Genomic DNA, 17,565 nt, shown 5'->3' with positions numbered 1-17,565 from the left:
TGGGGGTATGACCGGCGAATCCGGATCAGTGGTCGACGCCGCGTCGGCAGGGGTGGAGAACCTGGCGGACTCGGCGCTCGCGGGACTCGACAAGGCAGGACCGGTCGGCGACCTGGCCAAACCGGTCGTGTCCGCGCTGCGCAACGTGTGGGAGGGCTACTTCGGGGCCCCGATCCCGCCCGGCAGCACCAACTGGAACGCCTACACGCACCAGCAGCTGTACCAGATGCTGTGGGACAAGGCCGACGTCGGCGACGTCAGCACGGTCGCGGCCGAATGGCAGCGGCACGGTTCGGAAATGCGGTCGCACGCCGATTCGCTCAAGTCGCAGCAGGGGACGCTGCACGAGAACTGGAGCGGACAGGCCGCCGAACGCGCTTCCGGACGGCTGGGTTCGCTCGGCGAACGCGCGTCCGGGATCGGCGACCGCGCCGGGACCGTCGGCGGCGCGGCCCAGAACGCGGGCGATTCGCTCGCCGTCGCGCGCAACACCATGCCGAAACCGCCGGGCGACCCGACCGGGGGCGTGGTCGCCGCCGCGGCGGCCGGAGCGGGTGCGGGCGCGGTCATCGGCGGGATCCTCGGCGCCGGAGCGGGCGGGATCGGGGCCGGTCCGGGTGCGTTGATGGGCGCGGCGATCGGCGCGGTCGCGGGCGGCGGGGCCAGCATGTTCGCCGCGAATGTCGCGGCCGCCGAACAGAAAGCCGAAGCGGTGCACGTGATGCAGCGCTACGAAGCCAGCCTGCACAAGAGCTCGCACGCGATCAATCCGCCGCCCGCCGGGGCGACGACCGCGGATTCCTACGGCGCGGACGAGTCGACCAGTGCGTCGAGCTACGCCGGTCCGCTCGGCGGGGCCGGGACCGGCGCGGGCAGCGGCATGCCGTGGGGCGCGCTGACCACCGCGGCCCCGGTCGAATCGGGCATGGCCGCCGGGATCCGCTCCGCGCTCGGCATGGAGGGCGCTCTGCTCGCCCGCAACGCGGCGATGGCGGAGATGGCCGCCGCCCGCGCGGCCAGCGGCAACGGGATGATGCCCGGCCGCGGCGCGGGAGCCGCGCAGGAGGAGGAAGAGGAGCACAAGAACAAGATGCCGGTCCTCGACCAGCCGCTCCTGCACCCCGAAGACAAGACCATCAGCCCGGTGATCGGGCTGTGAACGACAGGAGTTTCCGATGACCGGCCACGAGGTCGCCCCGAACGCGCTGGACCGGCAGGTCGCCGCGCTGGGCAGGCTCGGCGAGCAGACCGGGGAACTCGTCGGTTCGGCGGGACGGCTCGCCGACCGGCTCCCGCAGCTCGGCACCGCGCCGCCCGCCCTGCACCTGGCGCAGCGGCTGCGCGAGGCCGCCGGGCACGCCGGGCTCACCGGCGAACTGGGCGCGGCGGACACCGAGCTGACCGGATTCCACGAGGCGCTGCAGGCGGGTATCCGGCGCTATCAAGAGCACGAATCCGGGGTGCAGGAAGCCTTCCAGCGACTCGAACGGCAAGCCGAATGACCGCCGTGCTGCCGCGCGCCGGCGACGAGACCGTCCACATCGGACTTATCGAGGCCGACCTGCTGGCCGTGCACGCCGGGGCGAGCTGGCCGTTTCCGTTGCAGGTGCCGTCTTACGGCCGGATCGAGGGCGAACGCGAGATCCTGTTCGCCACCGCCGGACAAGCGCTGCAAGCGCGCGGTCTCGCGGACGAATCCGGACCGGACGGCCTCGCCGCGGAAGCCGTGACCGCACTGCGCGAACGCCGCGGCATCGTCGATTTGGTGGTGGCGGACGCCGAGGGGGCGACCGCCGTCACCGCACTCGTCTACCGGTCCTCCGCGCTGATCTGCCGGCAACGGCTCGAGGCCGACACGCTGTCGGTGCGCCGGGTGGACGAGACCGCGCTGGTGGACGCCATGCTCGCGGAGATTCCGCAGGTCGAGGCGGCCCGCACGATGCCGGTCACGCTGCCCGCGCACGCGGTCAAGGAGGCGATGGCGCTCACCGACGACGAGGACGACGCCTCGCGCGCGCGCCGGCTGCGCGACCTCGTCCACGACAGCGGCGGAGACCCGGCGGCGCTGGACAGCCTCGTCGGCCTGGTCGTACCGCTGACCGGCCGCGGCCAGCTCGGCGCGACCCGCGACGGGCGCACCAGGGCAGGCCGCGAACTGTCCTGGATGGACGGACCGCGCGGCCGCGTCCGGATCAATCCCGCGCGGGGCGGCTGGCTCAGCGTGAACTCGCTGCGCCCGGCCGACCTGCGCTTCGCCCTCGGCGAGATGGCCACCGCCGCCCGGCGGCCGTGATGACCGCACCGAAAACGACCGGAGGACCTTCCGTGCCGATCCAAGACTCGGCGGCCTGGCTCGCCGACTACCAGAAAAACCTGTCCCGGATGCAGGCGAACGCCGAGGCCGCGAGCGCGAGCCTCAGCCGCGTCGGCGGCCGGGCCGCGTCCCCGCGCGGCGAGGTCGAGGTCGAGGTGGGCCCGAGCGGCGCACTGACCGGCCTGCGGCTGAGCCCCGCCGCCCGCGCGCTGGAAGCCGACGCGCTCGCCCGGCTCATCCTCGCCACCGTGCACGACGCGCACCGCCAGGCCGGCGCGCAGGTCGTGGACATCATGACCGACTACGTCGGCGACGGCCCGGCACTCCAGCTCGTCCGCGACAACCTGCCGGTCGAGGCCGCTCCCGCCGCGCCGCGCGAGGACGACTACTTCGCGAACCCGGGGATCATCTCGTGACCGCCGGCTTCGAGGTCGACCCCGTGCAACTGCGCCGGCACGCGGCCACCGTCGGAGACCTGGCCGACCGGCTCGGCAATGTCGCCCGCAGCGCCCCGTCCGGACTCGGCGACCAGGCGCTCGGCGTCTTCGTACAGTTCCTTACCGTCGGCCTGCAAGCAGCGGTCGGCAAAACCAACGACGCCGTCTCGCACGCATCGTCCACTGTGGACAAAGTGAGCGCGAATCTCACGCAGGCCGCGGAAAGCTACGAGCGTCGCGACCAGGGCAACGCGGCCTCGCTGCCCGGGAAGGACCTGCCGTGACCGACTCCGGCCAGCTGCTGGCAGACCTGAAGACCACCACGAAGGCGGTCGAGAACCACGACTGGGTGTCCGCCGGACTCGGCGGCGCGACCACCGCGCTCGACCTGCTCGGCGCGTCGCAGGACCCGCTCGCCGCGTTGACCTCCGCCGGGTTCGGGATGATCACCGAACTGGTGCGGTTCCTGGAAGAACCGCTGAAACAGTTGCAGGGCAACCCGGATTCGGTGTCGTCGCACTCGCAGGGCATGGAGGGCGGCGGCCAGCAGGTGTCGTCCGTCGCGGACGACTACCGGCAGTCGACGGGCCCGGAAACGTCGGAGTGGAGCGGTTCTTCTGCTTCGAGCTACCGCGACAACAGCTCCCAGCACGCGGATTGCGTCGAGGCTGTCGGCCAGGCCGGCATCGCGATGGCCAAGGCGGCCACCGGAGCCGGGAAGGTCGTCGCGAAGGCGCAGCAGGAGGTCGGCGGGCTCATTTCGGAGGCTGTCGGGCAGATCATCCAGCTGATGACGCAGGCGTTCGCCGCCGCGCAGGCGACCTTCGGCGCGAGCATCGCGGCGGCGATCCCGCAGGCGGTGGCGATCGCGACGCAGTACGGCGGGCAGATCGCGCAGAAGCTCGGGGTTTTGCTGTCGGACTCGGACAATCTGCTGCAGCTGATCACTTCGGTGACGCAGGGGCTGGAAGCAGCGACGCAGCTGATGACGAAGCTCAGCGAGGCATCGAAGAGCAGCTCCGGGGAGGATTCCAGCTCTTCGGATTCTTCTTCGCAGGCTTCGTCGCGTTATCCGGCTTCTTCGCAGTACGCGGATTCTTCGGACTCGGACTCGGACTCGGCGGATTCGCAGTACCCGAGCCAAAGCCGCCCGCGCACTCCGGTCAGCACCGCGCAGCAGAGCTGACGAGCTCGACCTCGAAGCCGTCGTCGTTCTGCAGGTACGCGGCGTAGTGCTCCGCGCCGCCCGCATAGGGATGTTTCTCCGGAAACATCAGCTGCCACCCGTGCCGGGCGGCGTCGGCGGCCAACCGCTCGACCGTCGCCGCGTCCTTGACGTGAAAAGCCAGGTGGTTCAGTCCCGGCCGGCAACGGTCGTGCCGGTCCGCGGTCAGCGCCGGGGATTGCTCGACCACGAGGTACGTCGGCCCGAGCCGCCAGCTGCGTCCGGCATCCCAGTCCTGGAACCGCTGATATCCCAGCTCTTCCAGCAGCCATCCCAGCGACGCGACCGCGCGGGCCAGGTCCGGCACCCACAACTCGACATGGTGCAGGGTGCCGTGCGCACTCACGAGGGACCTCGATCCGAGCTGAGCACCACCCGCAACTCCCGGTCCAGCTCCGCCCCCGGTTCGACATCCAGGTCCGCCCGCAGCCGTTCCCGCATCCGCCGGTGCACCGCCAGCGCATCCGCCCGGCGGCCGCCGCCGTGGAGCGCCCGCATCAGCAACACCGCAAGCGGTTCCCGGTGCGGATGCACCGCCAGCAACGCCGACAGCTCGTGCACCACGTCGTCGGTTCGCCCGAGCTTCAGCTGCAGCACGGCTTTCTCCTGCACCAACGTCAGCCGCCGCTCGGTCAGGCGCACCCGTTCCCCCTCGACGAACGGGCCGGGCAATCCCGCCAAGGGCTCGCCGTGGAACAGAGCCAGCGCACCGTCGTACGCGTCGACCGCAGCTGCCGGGTCGCCGCCGCGAGTGGCGGTCGCGGCTTCCGCGATCCGGTCGGTCAGCTCGGCGACGTCCAGCTGCGCTCGCTCCCCGGCGAAGCGGTATCCGCCGCGATCGCTGCCGATGACCGAGTCTTCCGTCCGCTCGCCAGCCCCGCGCAGGCATTTCCGCAGGCGGTGCACGTAAACCGGAACCACTCGGCCACCGGTGCCGGGCGGCTCCAAACCCCAGACGCCGTCGAGCAACTCCCCAGGGCTGACCGTCTCGCCCGGGCGCAGGACCAGCGCCGCGAGCAGGGCTTGCTGCCGCACCGGGCCCAGGTCCAGCAGGTTCGGCCCCCGCCAAGCCTGCAACGGGCCGAGCACGCTGAACCGCAACGAATCCGGATCGACCGGGGCGGGGGCGGCGCCGGGGGTGACCAGGCCGTGGTCGAAGGCGTAGACGATGGCCGCCGCCCGGTCGCGGAGGCGGAGTTTCGCGCACAGCCGCTCGAAATGCGCTTCGACCGTGCTCGCGGAAATCCCCAGCGTTCCGGCGATTTCCGCGTCCGTCAAACCCCGCGCCACCGCGGTCAGGACATCCAGTTCGCGCGGCGTCAACAACCCGGACGGCATCGCCGGGCGATCCACCGCCGCCTCGCGGTAGGTCGTGAGCACGCGTCCGGTGACTGCCGGATCGAGCCACGCCTCGCCCATCGCGACCGCTCGCACCGCGCGGATCAGGTCCTCCGCGGAGGAATCCTTCAGCACGTATCCGACCGCGCCCGCGCGCAGCACCCCGGCGAGCAGCTCATCGTCATCGAACGTGGTCAACGCGAGCACCGGCGGGCGCGGGCCGGACGCACGCAACTGTCGCGTCGCCTCGATGCCGTCGACGTGCTTCATCCGCAGGTCCATCACCACGACATCGACCCCGCCGGCCGCTTCGAGCGCGGCCGGGACCTCGTCGCCGTCCGAGCATTCGCCCACCACCACGAACCCGTCGCGGCGACGGAGGATCAACCGCAATCCGGACCGCACCAGCTCCTGATCGTCGACGAGCAAGACCCGCGTTTCCCCGGCGGCAGCGGTCACGACGCGGCCCCGCGCGCCAACGGCACCGCCACGTCGACTACCCACTCTCCGCCCTCGGGTCCGGCTGCCAGCCGCGCACCGAGCTGATCCGTTCGCGCCGTCATGCCCGCCAACCCCGAACCACCCTCGTTGCGCGTCGCGCCGTTGTGTCCATTGCGGACCGTCAGCCGCGCGTCCGCCGCGTCAATCTCCAGTCGTACCAACGCCTTCTCCCCCGGTGCGTGTTTGACCACGTTCGCCAGCGACTCCTGGACGATCCGGTAGAGCCCCAGCCCCACCGTGCTGTCGACCGCGGTCACGTCGCCCCTCAGTTCGTAGTCCGCGACCAGCCCGGCCGCGCACGTTTCGGCCACCAGGTCCGCGATGTCGCCCGCACCGGGCAACGGCCGCGTCCCCGCCGACTCCTGCGCGAGCAATCCAACCGTGCGCCGGATATCGGCCATCGCCGCCCGTCCGATCCGCTCCGCCTCGGTGAGCGCCGCGACGGCTTCGTCGATGTCGCGATCCGTGCGCAGCCCGTGCCGCGCGCCCGTGACGTGCAGCAACGTGATGCTCAGCGAATGCGCGACCACGTCGTGCACCTCGCGCGCGATCCGCTGCCGCTCGCCGAGCATCGCCTGTTCGCGCACGGCTTCCTGCTTGCCTCGCTCGGCGTCCAGCGCACGCACGTACCAACGCAGCATGAACCCGGCAGCCATCCCGACCACCACCGCGAGCATGTACACCGGGAACCCGACCAGCCCGACGGTCAGCGCGGCCGCCCCGAGCACCGCGATCGCCCCGCCGGTCGCCGCGAACGCGACCCGCGCCGAAGCGATGGACCCCAGTTCGCCGGTGAGCACGATCAACGGCATCGGCGCGAAGTCCGGCACCACCGGATGCGTCAGCAGCAGCCCGATCCCGGCGAGCATCCCGAGCGCCTTCACCCACGACGGCGCGAGCCGCCCGGTGCACACCCACAGCAGCGTCGACGCCGTGGCCAGCAGAAACCCGCCGATCGCGACCGGAAGCGCGGACCCGGCCCGCTGCCCGACCGCGACGATCAGGCCGATCACCGTGAAGGCGGTCGTCCCCATCGGCACCCACCAGGGCAGCGTGAGCCCGGACCGGGCCAAGCCGTCGGCCAGCCTGCTCCGCAACCGGTCCCGCGCTCTCTCCCACACGAGGTCCAGCCTAGGAAACCGGGGCGGAGGCCGCCCGCGGTATCAGCGATACCATGCCGTGTGCGCCTCGCCCGTTGCCTGTTTCTGCTGGCACTGCTGCCCCTCACCGCGTGCGCGACCGGGAAGGACGCGGTCAGCCAGTCGGACACCTTCGAATTCGTCTCGCCGGGCGGGCAGACGACCATCCACTATCCCGTGGAGCAGCGCAAAAAGGTAGCGGACCTCAAGGGCCAGAGCCTGCGCGAACCCGGCAAGGACCTGTCGCTGGCGGATTACTCCGGCAAAGTCGTCCTGCTCAACCTCTGGGGCGCCTGGTGCGGGCCGTGCCGTGCCGAAGCGCGCACTCTGCAGACGATCGCCGACTCCGGCCGCGCCCGCGGGATCCGGGTGCTCGGCATCAACGTCCGCGACAACCCGAAGTACGCCGCCGACTTCGTCAAGGACCTCGGGCTCAGCTACGAGTCGATCTTCGACCCGTCCGGCCGGGTCGCCCTGCGGCTGCGCGGCCTCCCGCTGAGCGCGATGCCGATCTCGCTGATCGTGGACAAGCAGCAGCGGGTCGCGGCCGTCTACCTCGGCGCGATCCTGCGGACCGACGTCCAGCCCACCCTGGACCGCGTGCTCGCCGAGTAGACCGGCCAAGGTCCAGACCGTTCGGGCAGCGTGCGCCTACCATGGGCGGATGACCGCGAGTGGCTACAACCGCCGGGAACGTCCCGCCAAGCCCGCGCTGAGCCGCGAAGGCATCGTCGCCGCCGCTCTCGACGTCGTGCGCCGCGAAGGCGCCGAACGCGTCACCATGCGGCGGCTCGCGAAGGACCTGGACACCGGCCCGGCCTCGCTCTACGTCTACGTCCGCGACACCGACGAACTCCACGCCGCGGTGCTCGACGAACTCCTCGGCGAAGTCCCCACCACCGCCGGCGCCGCCGAAGGAGACTGGCGGAGTCGCTTGTGGACAGTCATGTCCACCTACCGCGACGTCCTGTACGCGCACCCCGGGCTCGCCCGCGTCGCACTCGTGACGCCGCTGAACGGACCGAACTACCTCGCCGTCGTCGACACCGTGCTCGGCCTGCTCGCCGAAGCCGGGGTGCCGTCCGGCCCCGCCGCGTGGACGGTCGACCTCCTGCTGCTCGTCGCCACCGCCAGCGCGGTCGAACACAGCACCCGCAAGGACCGCCCGGACGCGGAACGGCAGCACGACATGCTCGCCGAAACCGTCCGCGGACTCTCGCCGGAAACGCATCCGAACATCGCCGCGGCGAGCGGGAATCTGTTCTCCGGCAACGCGGACACGCGTTCCCGATGGGCGATCGACGCCCTCCTCAACGGCGCGCGCACGACTCCGCTGCCGGACTGAGGTTTCTCCGTAGCGGGTTGCGCGGCGCGACGGTACGTGAGGGGAACCCTGAGGGAATCTGATTCCCTCAGGGTTCCCCTCACGTACTTCGCGGGAGCCCGCCGCACCAGCGCACCCGCAGCGCCCGGCGGTTCGCTGCGCCGGGCTTTCGCACGCGACGCGCAGCGTGCTTCTCTCCCCGGCAATGGTCCGTGAAGGGCTCCTTGAGGGAATCCGATTCCCTCAAGGAGCCCTTCACGGACCTCGGCATCCCGCGCCGCGCCCATCGCGGCAGAGTCTCCCCGCGCTACGAGAAACCCTCGCCGAATGGTTCAAACCACTGCCGGGGCAAGGATTTCCCACGAGTCCATAATGGACCCGTACGCCGGAATAGCGGCGGTAACGGGCGGAATGTCCGCTTGATCGATCCCCCGCAAATACCGCAGTTGATACGTTCCCTCCTTTCGTAGGTTCCCGGAAAATTTCCGCCGATCTACCTTTGCTGTGGTCGGATCCACCTCCCCACCCTTTCCGATTTCTTTTTCTGCATGCCCACAAGGAGTATGAGAATGCAGATCAGAAAAACGTCCGCACTCGTTTCCCTGCTCGCCGCCGCCGGCATGGCCGCGGCGATGGGCGCGACCCCGGCCTCCGCGGCCGCCGCCCAGCACCACCCGCAGCACCAGAAGCACGGCCTCGGGCTGAACGTCGCCGGGCTCAAGGCCGCGCAGTCCAGGATGCACGCCCACGCGAACTCCGCGCTCCCCGTGCACCAGCGCACCACCGCCGAACTGCCCTCCAGCGGCGACCTCACGCAGTACGCCAACGCACCCGGCGACCAGGGCCAGGTCGGCTCGTGCGTCACCTGGGCCACCGGCTACACCGGCTACGGCGTGCTGATGAACGAGCAGGGCATCAGCGGCGGCCCGATGGCCCCGATGTTCATTTACTCCCAGATCGCCAAGGGCAACGACCAGGGCACCTGGGCGAGCGTCGCGCTGCCGATGGAACAGCAGCAGGGCATCGACACCAAATCCGACTACTGGCAGGGCGATTTCGACTACACGACTCAGCCCGACCAGAACGAAAAAGCGAATGCCGCGCACTACAAGCTGTCCGGCTACACGCAATTGTCCACGAGCGGCGACGCGGCGCGGTCCGACATCGAGAACGCCATTTCCCAGGGCGAGCCGGTCGCGATCGGGTTCACCGTGCACCAGAGCTTCATGGACCTGAACTCCTCGACCGCGAGCGACTATTCGTACCTGCCCGGCGACTCGAACAGCGACCCGGTCGTCGGCGGGCACGAGGTGACCATCGTGGCCTACAACGACCAGGGCGTGAAGATCGAGAACAGCTGGGGCTCCGGCTGGGGCGACAGCGGTTTCGTGACCGTGCCGTGGTCGTTCTTCAACACCGGCGACGTCGACGAGGTCAACGCGATGGGCAAGCTCGTCCAGAGCTGACCCGCCGCGCGCGACCCGGGTGATGCGAAAAAAGGGCTCCTTGCGGGAATTCCCGCAAGGAGCCCTTTTCCGATCAGCTGATCAGGAAACTCAGACCAGGTCGTACCGGTCGTTGTTCATGACCTTGTGCCACGCGGCGACGAAGTCGCGGACGAACTTCTCCTTGGCGTCGTCGCTGCCGTAGACCTCGGCGACGGCGCGCAGTTCGGAGTTCGAGCCGAACACCAGGTCGTTGCGGGTGCCGGTCCACTTGACCTCGCCGGTGGCGAGATCGCGGCCCTCGAAGGACTCCGCGTTCGGGCCCTCGCCGTCGGCGGGCTTCCACTCGGTGCCCATGTCGAGCAGGTTGACGAAGAAGTCGTTCGTCAGCGTGCCCGGCCGGTCGGTCAGCACGCCAGCCGCCGAGTTCTGGTAGTTCGCGCCCAGCACGCGCAGGCCGCCGACCAGCACGGTCATCTCCGGCGCGCTCAGGTTGAGCAGGTTCGCCTTGTCCACCAGCAGGTACTCCGACGGCAGCGCGTTGGCCTTGCCGCGGTAGTTGCGGAACCCGTCGGCCTTCGGCTCGAGCGGCGCGAACGAGTCCGCGTCGGTCTGCTCCTGCGTCGCGTCGGTGCGGCCCGGCGTGAACGGAACGGTGAGCTCGACGCCGCCGTCCTTCGCCGCCTTCTCCACGCCCGCCGCGCCGGCCAGCACGATCAGGTCGGCGAGCGAGATCTTCTTGCCGCCGGTCTGCGCGCTGTTGAACGCCTCCTGGACGCCCTCGAGCGTGCGCAGCACCTGCGCCAGCTCGTCCGGCTCGTTGACCTCCCAGCCGCGCTGCGGCTCGAGGCGGATGCGGGCGCCGTTCGCGCCGCCGCGCTTGTCGCTGTGCCGGTAGGTCGAGGCCGACGCCCACGCGGTGGACACCAGCTGCGCGACCGAAAGGCCGGACTCGAGGACCTTCGCCTTGAGGTCGGCGACATCCGCGTCGTCGACCAGCTCGTGGTCGACGGCCGGGACCGGGTCCTGCCAGATCAGCTCTTCCTGCGGCACCAGCGGGCCGAGGTAGCGCTGGACCGGGCCCATGTCGCGGTGGGTGAGCTTGAACCAGGCGCGGGCGAAGGCGTCCGCGAACTGGTCCGGGTTCTCGTAGAACCGGCGCGAGATCGGCTCGTAGATCGGGTCGAAGCGCAGCGCCAGGTCGGTGGTCAGCATGCTCGGCGCCCGGTTGAGGTCACCGGTCTCCGGGTCCGGCACGGTGTTCGCGGCGGCGTTGTTCTTCGGCTTCCACTGGTGCGCGCCCGCCGGGCTCTTGGTCAGCTCCCACTCGTAAGTGAAGAGGTTGTGGAAGAACCAGTTGCTCCACTTCGTCGGAGTGGGGGTCCAGGTGACCTCCAGCCCGCTCGTGATCGCGTCCCGGCCCTTGCCGCTGCCGAAGCTGTTCTTCCAGCCGAGGCCCATCTGCTCGATCGAGGCGCCTTCCGGCTCGGCGCCCACGTGCACGTCCGCGTCGGCCGCGCCGTGCGTCTTGCCGAAGGTGTGCCCGCCCGCGATCAGCGCGACGGTCTCCTCGTCGTTCATCGCCATCCGGCCGAACGTTTCGCGGATGTCGCGCGCCGCGGCGATCGGGTCCGGGTTGCCGTTCGGGCCTTCCGGGTTCACGTAGATGAGCCCCATCTGGACCGCGGCCAGCGGGTTCTCCAGCTCGCGGTCGCCCTTGTACCGCTCGTCGCCGAGCCAGGTGCGCTCCGGGCCCCAGTACACGTCCTCGTCCGGCTCCCACACGTCGGCGCGGCCGCCGGCGAAGCCGAAGGTCTTGAAGCCCATCGTCTCGAGCGCGCGGTTGCCGGTGAAGATCATCAGGTCGGCCCACGAGATCTTCTTGCCGTACTTCTTCTTGACCGGCCACAGCAGGCGGCGCGCCTTGTCGAGGTTCCCGTTGTCCGGCCAGCTGTTCAGCGGCGCGAACCGCTGCTGCCCGGCGCCGGCTCCGCCGCGGCCGTCGTCGATCCGGTAGGTGCCGGCGCTGTGCCAGGCCATCCGGATGAACAGCGGGCCGTAGTTGCCGAAGTCGGCGGGCCACCATTCCTGGGAGTCGGTGAGCACCGCGTCGACGTCGCGGGCGAGCTCGTCGAGGTCGAGGCTCTGGAATTCCTTCGCGTAGTCGAAGCCGTCGTCCATCGGGTCCGCCACGGCGGGATGCTTCCGGAGGATCTTCAGGTTGAGCTGGTTCGGCCACCAGTCACGGCTGCTGCCGCCCTCGGTCGGGTGCGCGAAGCGGCCCGTGTGGACCGGGCACCCGCCAGCGGTCTCCTCATTCATCTCGCCGACTTCGGCGTTCGGGGTGTCAGACACGGGAATCCTTCCGGAAATCAGAATCAGTTTGCTGCCGTCGAACAGGCGGGGCATCGGCCCCAGTAGACGACCTCGGCCTCGTCGATGACGTAACCGTGCGCGTCGGAAGCGGTGAGGCAAGGCGCTTCCCCGACCGCGCAGTCGACGTCCTCGATGGCACCGCACGAGCGGCACACGACGTGGTGGTGGTTGTCCCCTACCCGGGCCTCGTACCGCGCGACCGAACCGGGCGGCTGGATGCGCCGCAGCAGCCCTGCGTCGGTCAGAGCGCGCAGCACGTCGTAAACGGCCTGGTGGGACACCTCGCCGAGATCCGCGCGCACCATGCCGATGACGGATTCGGTGTCCGCGTGCGCGTTGGCGTGCACGGCGGAGAGCACGGCCACCCGGGGGCGCGTGATCCGCAACTGCACTCCGCGCAGCAGCTGCTCGAAGTCCGTGGTCGTCGGCATGCCCCGGAGTCTGCCCGATTTTCTGGAATGAATCAAGAATCTGTCACCCACTCCGGTTGTCCTCCTCCTGGCGGTCGCTTGACAGCCCGGAAGGTCTACGGTGAGTAGACCAAAGAGACGTCCGACACATCCGAGGTGACGCCAGAAATGACCGAGGCCGTCGAATCGCCCAGTTCGCACCCGGTCGGGGTCGATATCACGCGAGCGAGCATTGCCCGGGTGTACGACGCCGCGCTGAACGGCACGAACAACTACGAGATCGACCGCAGGGTGCTCGACCAGGTGCGGACCGTGGCCCCGGAGGTCAACGACCTCGCCTGGGCCAACCGCAACTTCCTCATCCGCGCCTGCCGCTTCCTCGCCACCCAGGGCAGGGTCACCCAGTACCTCGACTGCGGTTCCGGCCTGCCCACGGCGGAGAACACGCACCAGGTCGTGCAGCGGATCATCCCCGAAGCCCGCGTGCTGTACGTGGACAACGACCCGGTGGTCCTCGCGCACGGGCGCGCGCTGCTGGAGGAGAACGAGAACACCCGGTTCATCGAAGCGGACATCTTCAAGCCCGACCAGATCCTGCAGAACGAGACCGCGCGCGAGTTCCTCGACTGGACGAAGCCGATCGCGTTGCTGCACAACGGAACCCTGCACCACTACCTCGGCGACGACTACGAGGAGATGATGCGGACCTACGTCGACGCGCTGCCGTCCGGGTCGTTCGTGGTGGTCGCGCACTTCCTCGACCCGCAGACGCCCGAGCACAGCGAGATCGCCCGGCGGATGGAGGACAAGTTCACGCACAGCCCGATGGGCAGCGGCCTTTTCCGCACCTGGGACGAGATCGGCCGGATGTTCGGCGGCACCGAACTGGTCGACCCGGGCCTCGTGCTGTGCGAGGACTGGTGGCCGGACGGCCCGCGGTACCAGCCGCTGAACCAGGTCCAGGAGTGCATCGCGGGCGGGGTCGGCCGGAAGGCCTGACGCGCTGGTCCGAGAAGGGCCCCTTGCGGGGATTCCCGCGAGGGGCCCTTTCGCGCGGTCAGTCGAGGATGCGGTAGTCCAGATCGGACAGCGGCGAGTCCGGGTTGAGCGCGACGCCGACCGTGCGCAAGGTGTCGTCGAGGATCGACCAGACCCAGCGGGCGAGCAGCTGGCGCAGATCCTCGCGGTCGATGCCGCGCGGGGCGTCGAGCCAGTGCGCGGTGCTGGACTCGACGAGCCCGACCAGCCCGTACGCAATGGTTTCGCCGACTCGCTGGTCCGCGCCGAACAGGCCGAGGTAGTACTCGAACAACACAGTCAGCTGCCGGGCGATCGCGGTTTTCACGTCCGCCACGACGTCGCGCGGCCCGGTCACCGACTGCCGCATCAGATATTGATACAGCGCGCGGTGTTCGGAAAGCCATTCGATATGCGCGCCGATCGTCGCGTGCACCATTTCGCGCGGAGTGCCGGAAACTCCCCACAACGGAGAGAATTGCGCGCCGATCATTTCCGCCGCGCGCAACGCGATAGCGCGCTGCAGGTCCGCGGTGTCGGCGAAATGCTTGTAAATGCGCGTGCGAGCGACGCCGGCCTCGTCGGCGATCTGCTCGGTGGACACCTCCGGCCCGAACCGGGCGATCGCGCGCATACCGGCTTCCACGAACTCCCGGCGCCGGCGTTCGCGCTGCCCTGCCCACCGGGTGGCCCGCCCGTCGGGCGGAGTACCTGAGGACGTCATCCGCGCGAGTGTATCGCCGGGTCACATACCGGATACGCCACTGTACCTGTTACTTTGGGTATAGAGGGATGACTGTCTGTGGTCGGGTTGCCTCGATGTAGGTGTCGCGTTCACCGCGGCCGTTGCGTCGCTGTGGCCCAGATCACGGACCGGGAGTGCGTCATCGACACGAGGGGAGCGAGTCGCGTCGATGAAGCGAGCGTCGCCCACAAGGGTGGCGTGCAGGGAGGAACACATGGACGGCGAACAGCACCGGTCCGAACTGTCCACCGGCCACCGGGTCACCTACCTGGTCGGCCAGCGCACCGGCAGGCGCCAGCTGTGCCGGCGCGGGGTGGTCACCGGAGCCCCGGTCACCGACGACGCGACCGCGGTCACCTGGGTCCCGGTCCAGGTCGACGGCCAGGCAAGAGACGCGGATCCGCAGTGGATCGCGGCCGACGCGATCATCGACGTGGTGAGCGCGTCGTGAGCGCGGAACAGGCCGTGGCCACCCCGATCTTCGACGGCGTGGTCGCCGAGGCCGGGCTCGACTGGTCCGAAGAGGACGTTGCCCAGGGCGCGGCGGACGAGAAGCCCGGCTCGGGCAAATAGACATCGGCGGGCTCGTCCCAGCCGGAGATCGCACCGGACAGCTCCGGTGCGGTCTTCACGCGCCCGGGTGGGCTTAGGCCCGTTCGGGGCGCGTCCGATACTGCACTCGTCCGGGTGAACTGCGCGCGGCCGAATGCCGGTGAACGCTGCCCATTTCGCCCTCGCCGGACGCCCGTCAGCCCCTCCCGGGCCGCATGCCGTCAAGCCTTCACCGCTTCACTCAGAAGCACGCGAAAGATCAACGGCGCGCTTCTTCCAAATAACGCAGGACCGCAGTAACCCGCCGATCCGCGCTATCGTCCGGTGCCAAATCCAGTTTCGCGAAAATGCTGCGAATATGTTTGTGGACCGCGCCGTCCGTCACCACGAGCCGTTCGGCGATGGCACCATTCCCTAATCCCTCGGCCATCAGTGCCAGCACATCTCGTTCACGCGGGCTGAGCCGTTCCAGCCCGGAATCCGCACGCGTCCGGGTCAGCAATTGCGCGACCACTTCCGGATCGATCGCCGTCCCGCCGTCGGCCACCCGGTTCAGCGCTTCCATGAACTCGGTGACCCGCCCGACGCGTTCCTTGAGCAGATACCCGAGCCGCGCGCTGCCGCTGCCGAGCAGGTCGGTCGCGAAGGCCTGCTCGACATACGCCGACAGCACCAGCACCGCCAGCCCCGGCCGCCGCCGCCGAGCCTCGACCGCCGCGACGATCCCCTCGTCGGTGTGCGTCGGCGGCATCCGCACATCCACGACCGCGGTGTCCGGCTCGTGTTTGTCCACGGCAGCAAGGAAATCGGTCGGGTTGTCGGTGGTCGCGACGACGTCGAGGCCCTCGGCCCGCAGCAGCAGCGCGAGCCCTTCGCGCAGCAACGGGTCGTCCTCGGCGATCACAATCCGCATGGCAAACTCACCGTCACAGTCGTCGGTCCGCCGACGGGACTCGCCAGCGCAAACGTTCCATCCAGCGCCTCGACCCGACGACGCATCCCACCAAGCCCCGAACCACCGGACTCCGCCGCACCACCACGGCCGTCGTCGGTGATACGCAGGTGGAGCACATCGTCCTCCCGGCGCAAAACCACCTCCGCACCGCTGTGTTTGGCAATGTTCGTAAGCGCCTCGGCGATCACAATCCGCATGGCAAACTCACCGTCACAGTCGTCGGTCCGCCAGCGGGACTCGCCAGCGCAAACGTTCCATCCAGCGCCTCAATCCGACGTCGCATCCCACCAAGCCCCGAACCACCGGACTCCGCCGCACCACCACGGCCGTCGTCGGTGATACGCAGGTGGAGCACATCGTCCTCCCGGCGCAAAACCACCTCCGCACCGCTGTGTTTGGCAACGTTCGTAAGCGCCTCGACGATCACAATCCGCATGGCAAACTCACCACCACAGTCGTCGGTCCGCCAGCGGGACTCGCCAGCGCAAAAGTTCCATCAAGCGCCTCAATCCGACGACGCATCCCACCAAGCCCCGAACCACCGGACTCCGCCGCACCACCACGGCCATCGTCGGTGATGCGCAGGTGCAGCACGTCATCCTCTCGCCGCAAGACCACCTCAACACGGCTGGCACCGCTGTGCTTCGCGACGTTCGTAAGCGCCTCAGCAACCACGAAATACACCGACGCCTCCACCGAAACGGCATACCGCCCAGGCAGGTCGGCGTCGATGGTGCACGGCACTGGACAGCCCGCGGCGAGCGCGGTCAACGCGTCGGCGAGGCTTCGGTCGGCCAGCACGGGCGGCAGGATACTGCGCACCACCGCGCGCAGTTCGGCGAGCGCGGTCTCGGTGGCGTCCTGCGCGCGGCCAAGGATTTCGTCGACGTCGGCCGAACCTCGGGCGGCTGCCCGGCGGGCCGCGCCGACCAGGACATTGACCGCGACCAGGCGGTTTTGCGTGCCGTCGTGCAGCGCGCGCTCGATGCGGCGCAGTTCGGCGGAATGCGCGTCGAGTGCGGCGGCGCGGGTGGCGGTGAGGTGGGCGATCCGGAGCGTGACGTCAGCGTCCGAGCCCGCGGGCAGCAGGCGTCGGCCGGGCAACGCCTGCAGCCGAGCCATCGCGGGCAGCAGCGCGACCGAGAGGAACGCCCACGCGACGCCGAGCAGGGACACCGGGAGCGCTTCCGCCAGGCTGTGCACCGGCCAGCCGAGTGACGCCGTCGCCTCGTCCGGCGGGAGCAGGTACCAGTAGAGCGGGAAAAGCCCGTCGCGCGCGGTGTTGAGCACGATCGTCAGCGCGATGAAGCCGAGCAGAAAGCCCGCCGCACCGTGGATCGCGACCCACAGCAGTTCGCGTTGCACCGTCCGCTCGCGCAGCGCCGCACCGAGCCGTTCGGGGCCCTGGCCGGGGCTGATGACGTCCGGTTTCATCGCGGTGAGCCGGATCCGTTCCCGGTCGGCGACCGCGTGCACGACGCGCAGCATCGGCCGGGCCAGCAGCAGACCAACGCCCACGAGGCTCAGCACCGCGACCACGGCCACGCCGAGCAGCACCAACAGCGCCAGCACCGAGGTGCCGATCCCGCCGACGAGGTGTTCCAGCGCGTCGAGAGCAGCCCGGACGCGCGCGGTCCACGGACGCGGCGTCGGTTCGCCTGCGGTTGCCATCGCACCTCCCACCCCGCCGAACCCTAGCCCAGAAATCCGCCCCGGCACCGCCTCGGAGCGAAGGAGTACAGCCTGCTGTACCTAGATCCTCCCGCGCACGGGATCGTTCTGGCGGG

The 17,565-nt window shown here is 69.8% G+C and carries 22 protein-coding genes; 12 read left to right on the top strand and 10 right to left on the bottom strand.

The annotated features are described in order from the left end of the window. Positions 1–7: 7 nt before the first annotated feature. From EIZ44_RS31275 to EIZ44_RS31250, 6 genes are read left to right on the top strand one after another with little or no spacing between them, the layout of a single operon-like run. The gene (locus EIZ44_RS31275) at positions 8–1,159 is read left to right on the top strand and encodes a WXG100 family type VII secretion target (RefSeq protein WP_037820532.1); all 1,152 of its coding nucleotides are present in this window, start codon (positions 8–10) and stop codon (positions 1,157–1,159) included. Between the two features lie 16 nt (positions 1,160–1,175). Then, positions 1,176–1,502, top strand: a complete 327-nt coding sequence (locus tag EIZ44_RS31270) for a hypothetical protein (RefSeq protein ID WP_037820534.1) — start codon at positions 1,176–1,178, stop codon at positions 1,500–1,502. Then, positions 1,499–2,293 carry an ESX secretion-associated protein EspG gene (locus tag EIZ44_RS31265; protein ID WP_134732783.1) on the top strand — a complete coding sequence of 265 codons (795 nt, stop codon included), beginning with the start codon at positions 1,499–1,501 and terminating at the stop codon, positions 2,291–2,293. The genes EIZ44_RS31270 and EIZ44_RS31265 overlap by 4 nt, the downstream gene beginning before the upstream one ends. 32 nt (positions 2,294–2,325) lie before the next feature. Beyond that, positions 2,326–2,730 (top strand): YbaB/EbfC family nucleoid-associated protein, encoded by a 405-nt coding sequence (locus tag EIZ44_RS31260; RefSeq protein ID WP_338081099.1) that lies wholly within the window; start codon positions 2,326–2,328, stop codon positions 2,728–2,730. Beyond that, complete coding sequence (locus EIZ44_RS31255; protein WP_134732781.1) at positions 2,727–3,035, top strand: type VII secretion target; 309 nt, start codon at positions 2,727–2,729, stop codon at positions 3,033–3,035. The genes EIZ44_RS31260 and EIZ44_RS31255 overlap by 4 nt, the downstream gene beginning before the upstream one ends. Beyond that, positions 3,032–3,937 carry a hypothetical protein gene (locus tag EIZ44_RS31250; RefSeq protein ID WP_134663306.1) on the top strand — a complete coding sequence of 302 codons (906 nt, stop codon included), beginning with the start codon at positions 3,032–3,034 and terminating at the stop codon, positions 3,935–3,937. The genes EIZ44_RS31255 and EIZ44_RS31250 overlap by 4 nt, the downstream gene beginning before the upstream one ends. Here the strand turns inward: EIZ44_RS31250 and EIZ44_RS31245 are convergent. From EIZ44_RS31245 to EIZ44_RS31235, 3 genes are read right to left on the bottom strand one after another with little or no spacing between them, the layout of a single operon-like run. Beyond that, positions 3,915–4,322 carry a VOC family protein gene (locus EIZ44_RS31245; RefSeq protein WP_134663307.1) on the bottom strand — a complete coding sequence of 136 codons (408 nt, stop codon included), beginning with the start codon at positions 4,320–4,322 and terminating at the stop codon, positions 3,915–3,917. The two genes, EIZ44_RS31250 and EIZ44_RS31245, sit on opposite strands and share 23 nt — an antisense overlap. Then, positions 4,319–5,773: a BTAD domain-containing putative transcriptional regulator gene (locus tag EIZ44_RS31240; RefSeq protein WP_134732780.1), complete on the bottom strand. Its 1,455-nt coding sequence runs from the start codon at positions 5,771–5,773 to the stop codon at positions 4,319–4,321. The genes EIZ44_RS31245 and EIZ44_RS31240 overlap by 4 nt, the downstream gene beginning before the upstream one ends. Then, positions 5,770–6,936 (bottom strand): sensor histidine kinase, encoded by a 1,167-nt coding sequence (locus tag EIZ44_RS31235; protein WP_134732779.1) that lies wholly within the window; start codon positions 6,934–6,936, stop codon positions 5,770–5,772. The genes EIZ44_RS31240 and EIZ44_RS31235 overlap by 4 nt, the downstream gene beginning before the upstream one ends. 60 nt (positions 6,937–6,996) lie before the next feature. Here EIZ44_RS31235 and EIZ44_RS31230 point away from each other — a divergent pair, with 60 nt between their 5' ends. From EIZ44_RS31230 to EIZ44_RS31220, 3 genes are all read left to right on the top strand, one after another. Continuing rightward, positions 6,997–7,569 carry a TlpA family protein disulfide reductase gene (locus EIZ44_RS31230; RefSeq protein ID WP_134732778.1) on the top strand — a complete coding sequence of 191 codons (573 nt, stop codon included), beginning with the start codon at positions 6,997–6,999 and terminating at the stop codon, positions 7,567–7,569. Between the two features lie 49 nt (positions 7,570–7,618). Then, positions 7,619–8,299, top strand: a complete 681-nt coding sequence (locus EIZ44_RS31225; protein ID WP_043839441.1) for a TetR/AcrR family transcriptional regulator — start codon at positions 7,619–7,621, stop codon at positions 8,297–8,299. A gap of 548 nt (positions 8,300–8,847) precedes the next feature. Continuing rightward, the gene (locus EIZ44_RS31220) at positions 8,848–9,744 is read left to right on the top strand and encodes a C1 family peptidase (protein WP_037820547.1); all 897 of its coding nucleotides are present in this window, start codon (positions 8,848–8,850) and stop codon (positions 9,742–9,744) included. A gap of 90 nt (positions 9,745–9,834) precedes the next feature. Here EIZ44_RS31220 and katG read toward each other — a convergent pair whose 3' ends face one another. Then, positions 9,835–12,078: a catalase/peroxidase HPI gene (katG, locus tag EIZ44_RS31215; RefSeq protein ID WP_043839646.1), complete on the bottom strand. Its 2,244-nt coding sequence runs from the start codon at positions 12,076–12,078 to the stop codon at positions 9,835–9,837. A 23-nt stretch (positions 12,079–12,101) separates the two neighbouring features. Next, positions 12,102–12,530 (bottom strand): Fur family transcriptional regulator, encoded by a 429-nt coding sequence (locus EIZ44_RS31210; RefSeq protein ID WP_037820549.1) that lies wholly within the window; start codon positions 12,528–12,530, stop codon positions 12,102–12,104. A gap of 147 nt (positions 12,531–12,677) precedes the next feature. On the opposite strand from EIZ44_RS31210, the gene EIZ44_RS31205 reads away from it, so the two are divergent. Continuing rightward, on the top strand, positions 12,678–13,508 hold the full coding sequence (locus EIZ44_RS31205; protein WP_037820552.1) for an SAM-dependent methyltransferase: 831 nt from the start codon (positions 12,678–12,680) through the stop codon (positions 13,506–13,508). 58 nt (positions 13,509–13,566) lie between these two features. Here the strand turns inward: EIZ44_RS31205 and EIZ44_RS31200 are convergent, their stop codons facing one another. Further along, entirely contained in the window at positions 13,567–14,250 is a 684-nt protein-coding gene (locus tag EIZ44_RS31200; protein WP_037820558.1) for a TetR/AcrR family transcriptional regulator, read from the bottom strand. 235 nt (positions 14,251–14,485) lie between these two features. Between EIZ44_RS31200 and EIZ44_RS31195 the strand changes: the two genes are divergently transcribed. Then, positions 14,486–14,722 carry a hypothetical protein gene (locus tag EIZ44_RS31195; protein WP_037820561.1) on the top strand — a complete coding sequence of 79 codons (237 nt, stop codon included), beginning with the start codon at positions 14,486–14,488 and terminating at the stop codon, positions 14,720–14,722. Then, positions 14,719–14,844 carry a hypothetical protein gene (locus EIZ44_RS46005; RefSeq protein ID WP_255443149.1) on the top strand — a complete coding sequence of 42 codons (126 nt, stop codon included), beginning with the start codon at positions 14,719–14,721 and terminating at the stop codon, positions 14,842–14,844. The genes EIZ44_RS31195 and EIZ44_RS46005 overlap by 4 nt, the downstream gene beginning before the upstream one ends. A 238-nt stretch (positions 14,845–15,082) precedes the next feature. Here EIZ44_RS46005 and EIZ44_RS31190 read toward each other — a convergent pair whose 3' ends face one another. The 4 genes from EIZ44_RS31190 to EIZ44_RS31175 are packed head-to-tail and all read right to left on the bottom strand — an operon-like array spanning position 15,083 to position 17,449. After that, positions 15,083–15,736 carry a response regulator gene (locus tag EIZ44_RS31190; RefSeq protein WP_043839448.1) on the bottom strand — a complete coding sequence of 218 codons (654 nt, stop codon included), beginning with the start codon at positions 15,734–15,736 and terminating at the stop codon, positions 15,083–15,085. Continuing rightward, the gene (locus EIZ44_RS31185; RefSeq protein ID WP_338081097.1) at positions 15,724–15,975 is read right to left on the bottom strand and encodes a sensor histidine kinase; all 252 of its coding nucleotides are present in this window, start codon (positions 15,973–15,975) and stop codon (positions 15,724–15,726) included. The genes EIZ44_RS31190 and EIZ44_RS31185 overlap by 13 nt, the downstream gene beginning before the upstream one ends. Continuing rightward, complete coding sequence (locus EIZ44_RS31180; RefSeq protein WP_240691465.1) at positions 15,963–16,214, bottom strand: sensor histidine kinase; 252 nt, start codon at positions 16,212–16,214, stop codon at positions 15,963–15,965. The genes EIZ44_RS31185 and EIZ44_RS31180 overlap by 13 nt, the downstream gene beginning before the upstream one ends. Next, complete coding sequence (locus EIZ44_RS31175; RefSeq protein ID WP_134732777.1) at positions 16,202–17,449, bottom strand: sensor histidine kinase; 1,248 nt, start codon at positions 17,447–17,449, stop codon at positions 16,202–16,204. Before EIZ44_RS31175 ends, EIZ44_RS31180 begins: the two co-directional genes overlap by 13 nt. Positions 17,450–17,565: the final 116 nt, after the last annotated feature.

The sequence above is a fragment of the Amycolatopsis nivea genome, from assembly GCF_004522235.1.
Lineage (GTDB): Bacteria > Actinomycetota > Actinomycetes > Mycobacteriales > Pseudonocardiaceae > Amycolatopsis > Amycolatopsis nivea.
The sequence above is the reverse complement of the archived record's forward strand: the minus strand, read 5'-3'. Positions and strand labels throughout refer to the sequence as shown.

What these genes read in the sequence shown, in the direction of transcription:
- EIZ44_RS31270 (WP_037820534.1), top strand. Translation starts at nt 1,176, where the DNA reads ATGACCGGCCACGAGGTCGCCCCGAACGCGCTGGACCGGCAGGTCGCC.
- EIZ44_RS31225 (WP_043839441.1), top strand. Translation starts at nt 7,619, where the DNA reads ATGACCGCGAGTGGCTACAACCGCCGGGAACGTCCCGCCAAGCCCGCG.
- EIZ44_RS31200 (WP_037820558.1), bottom strand. Translation starts at nt 14,250, where the DNA reads ATGACGTCCTCAGGTACTCCGCCCGACGGGCGGGCCACCCGGTGGGCA.
- EIZ44_RS31275 (WP_037820532.1), top strand. Translation starts at nt 8, where the DNA reads ATGACCGGCGAATCCGGATCAGTGGTCGACGCCGCGTCGGCAGGGGTG.
- EIZ44_RS31185 (WP_338081097.1), bottom strand. Translation starts at nt 15,975, where the DNA reads ATGCGGATTGTGATCGCCGAGGCGCTTACGAACATTGCCAAACACAGC.
- EIZ44_RS31265 (WP_134732783.1), top strand. Translation starts at nt 1,499, where the DNA reads ATGACCGCCGTGCTGCCGCGCGCCGGCGACGAGACCGTCCACATCGGA.
- EIZ44_RS31180 (WP_240691465.1), bottom strand. Translation starts at nt 16,214, where the DNA reads ATGCGGATTGTGATCGTCGAGGCGCTTACGAACGTTGCCAAACACAGC.
- EIZ44_RS31210 (WP_037820549.1), bottom strand. Translation starts at nt 12,530, where the DNA reads ATGCCGACGACCACGGACTTCGAGCAGCTGCTGCGCGGAGTGCAGTTG.
- EIZ44_RS31190 (WP_043839448.1), bottom strand. Translation starts at nt 15,736, where the DNA reads ATGCGGATTGTGATCGCCGAGGACGACCCGTTGCTGCGCGAAGGGCTC.
- EIZ44_RS31220 (WP_037820547.1), top strand. Translation starts at nt 8,848, where the DNA reads ATGCAGATCAGAAAAACGTCCGCACTCGTTTCCCTGCTCGCCGCCGCC.
- EIZ44_RS31195 (WP_037820561.1), top strand. Translation starts at nt 14,486, where the DNA reads ATGGACGGCGAACAGCACCGGTCCGAACTGTCCACCGGCCACCGGGTC.
- EIZ44_RS31205 (WP_037820552.1), top strand. Translation starts at nt 12,678, where the DNA reads ATGACCGAGGCCGTCGAATCGCCCAGTTCGCACCCGGTCGGGGTCGAT.
- EIZ44_RS31175 (WP_134732777.1), bottom strand. Translation starts at nt 17,449, where the DNA reads ATGGCAACCGCAGGCGAACCGACGCCGCGTCCGTGGACCGCGCGCGTC.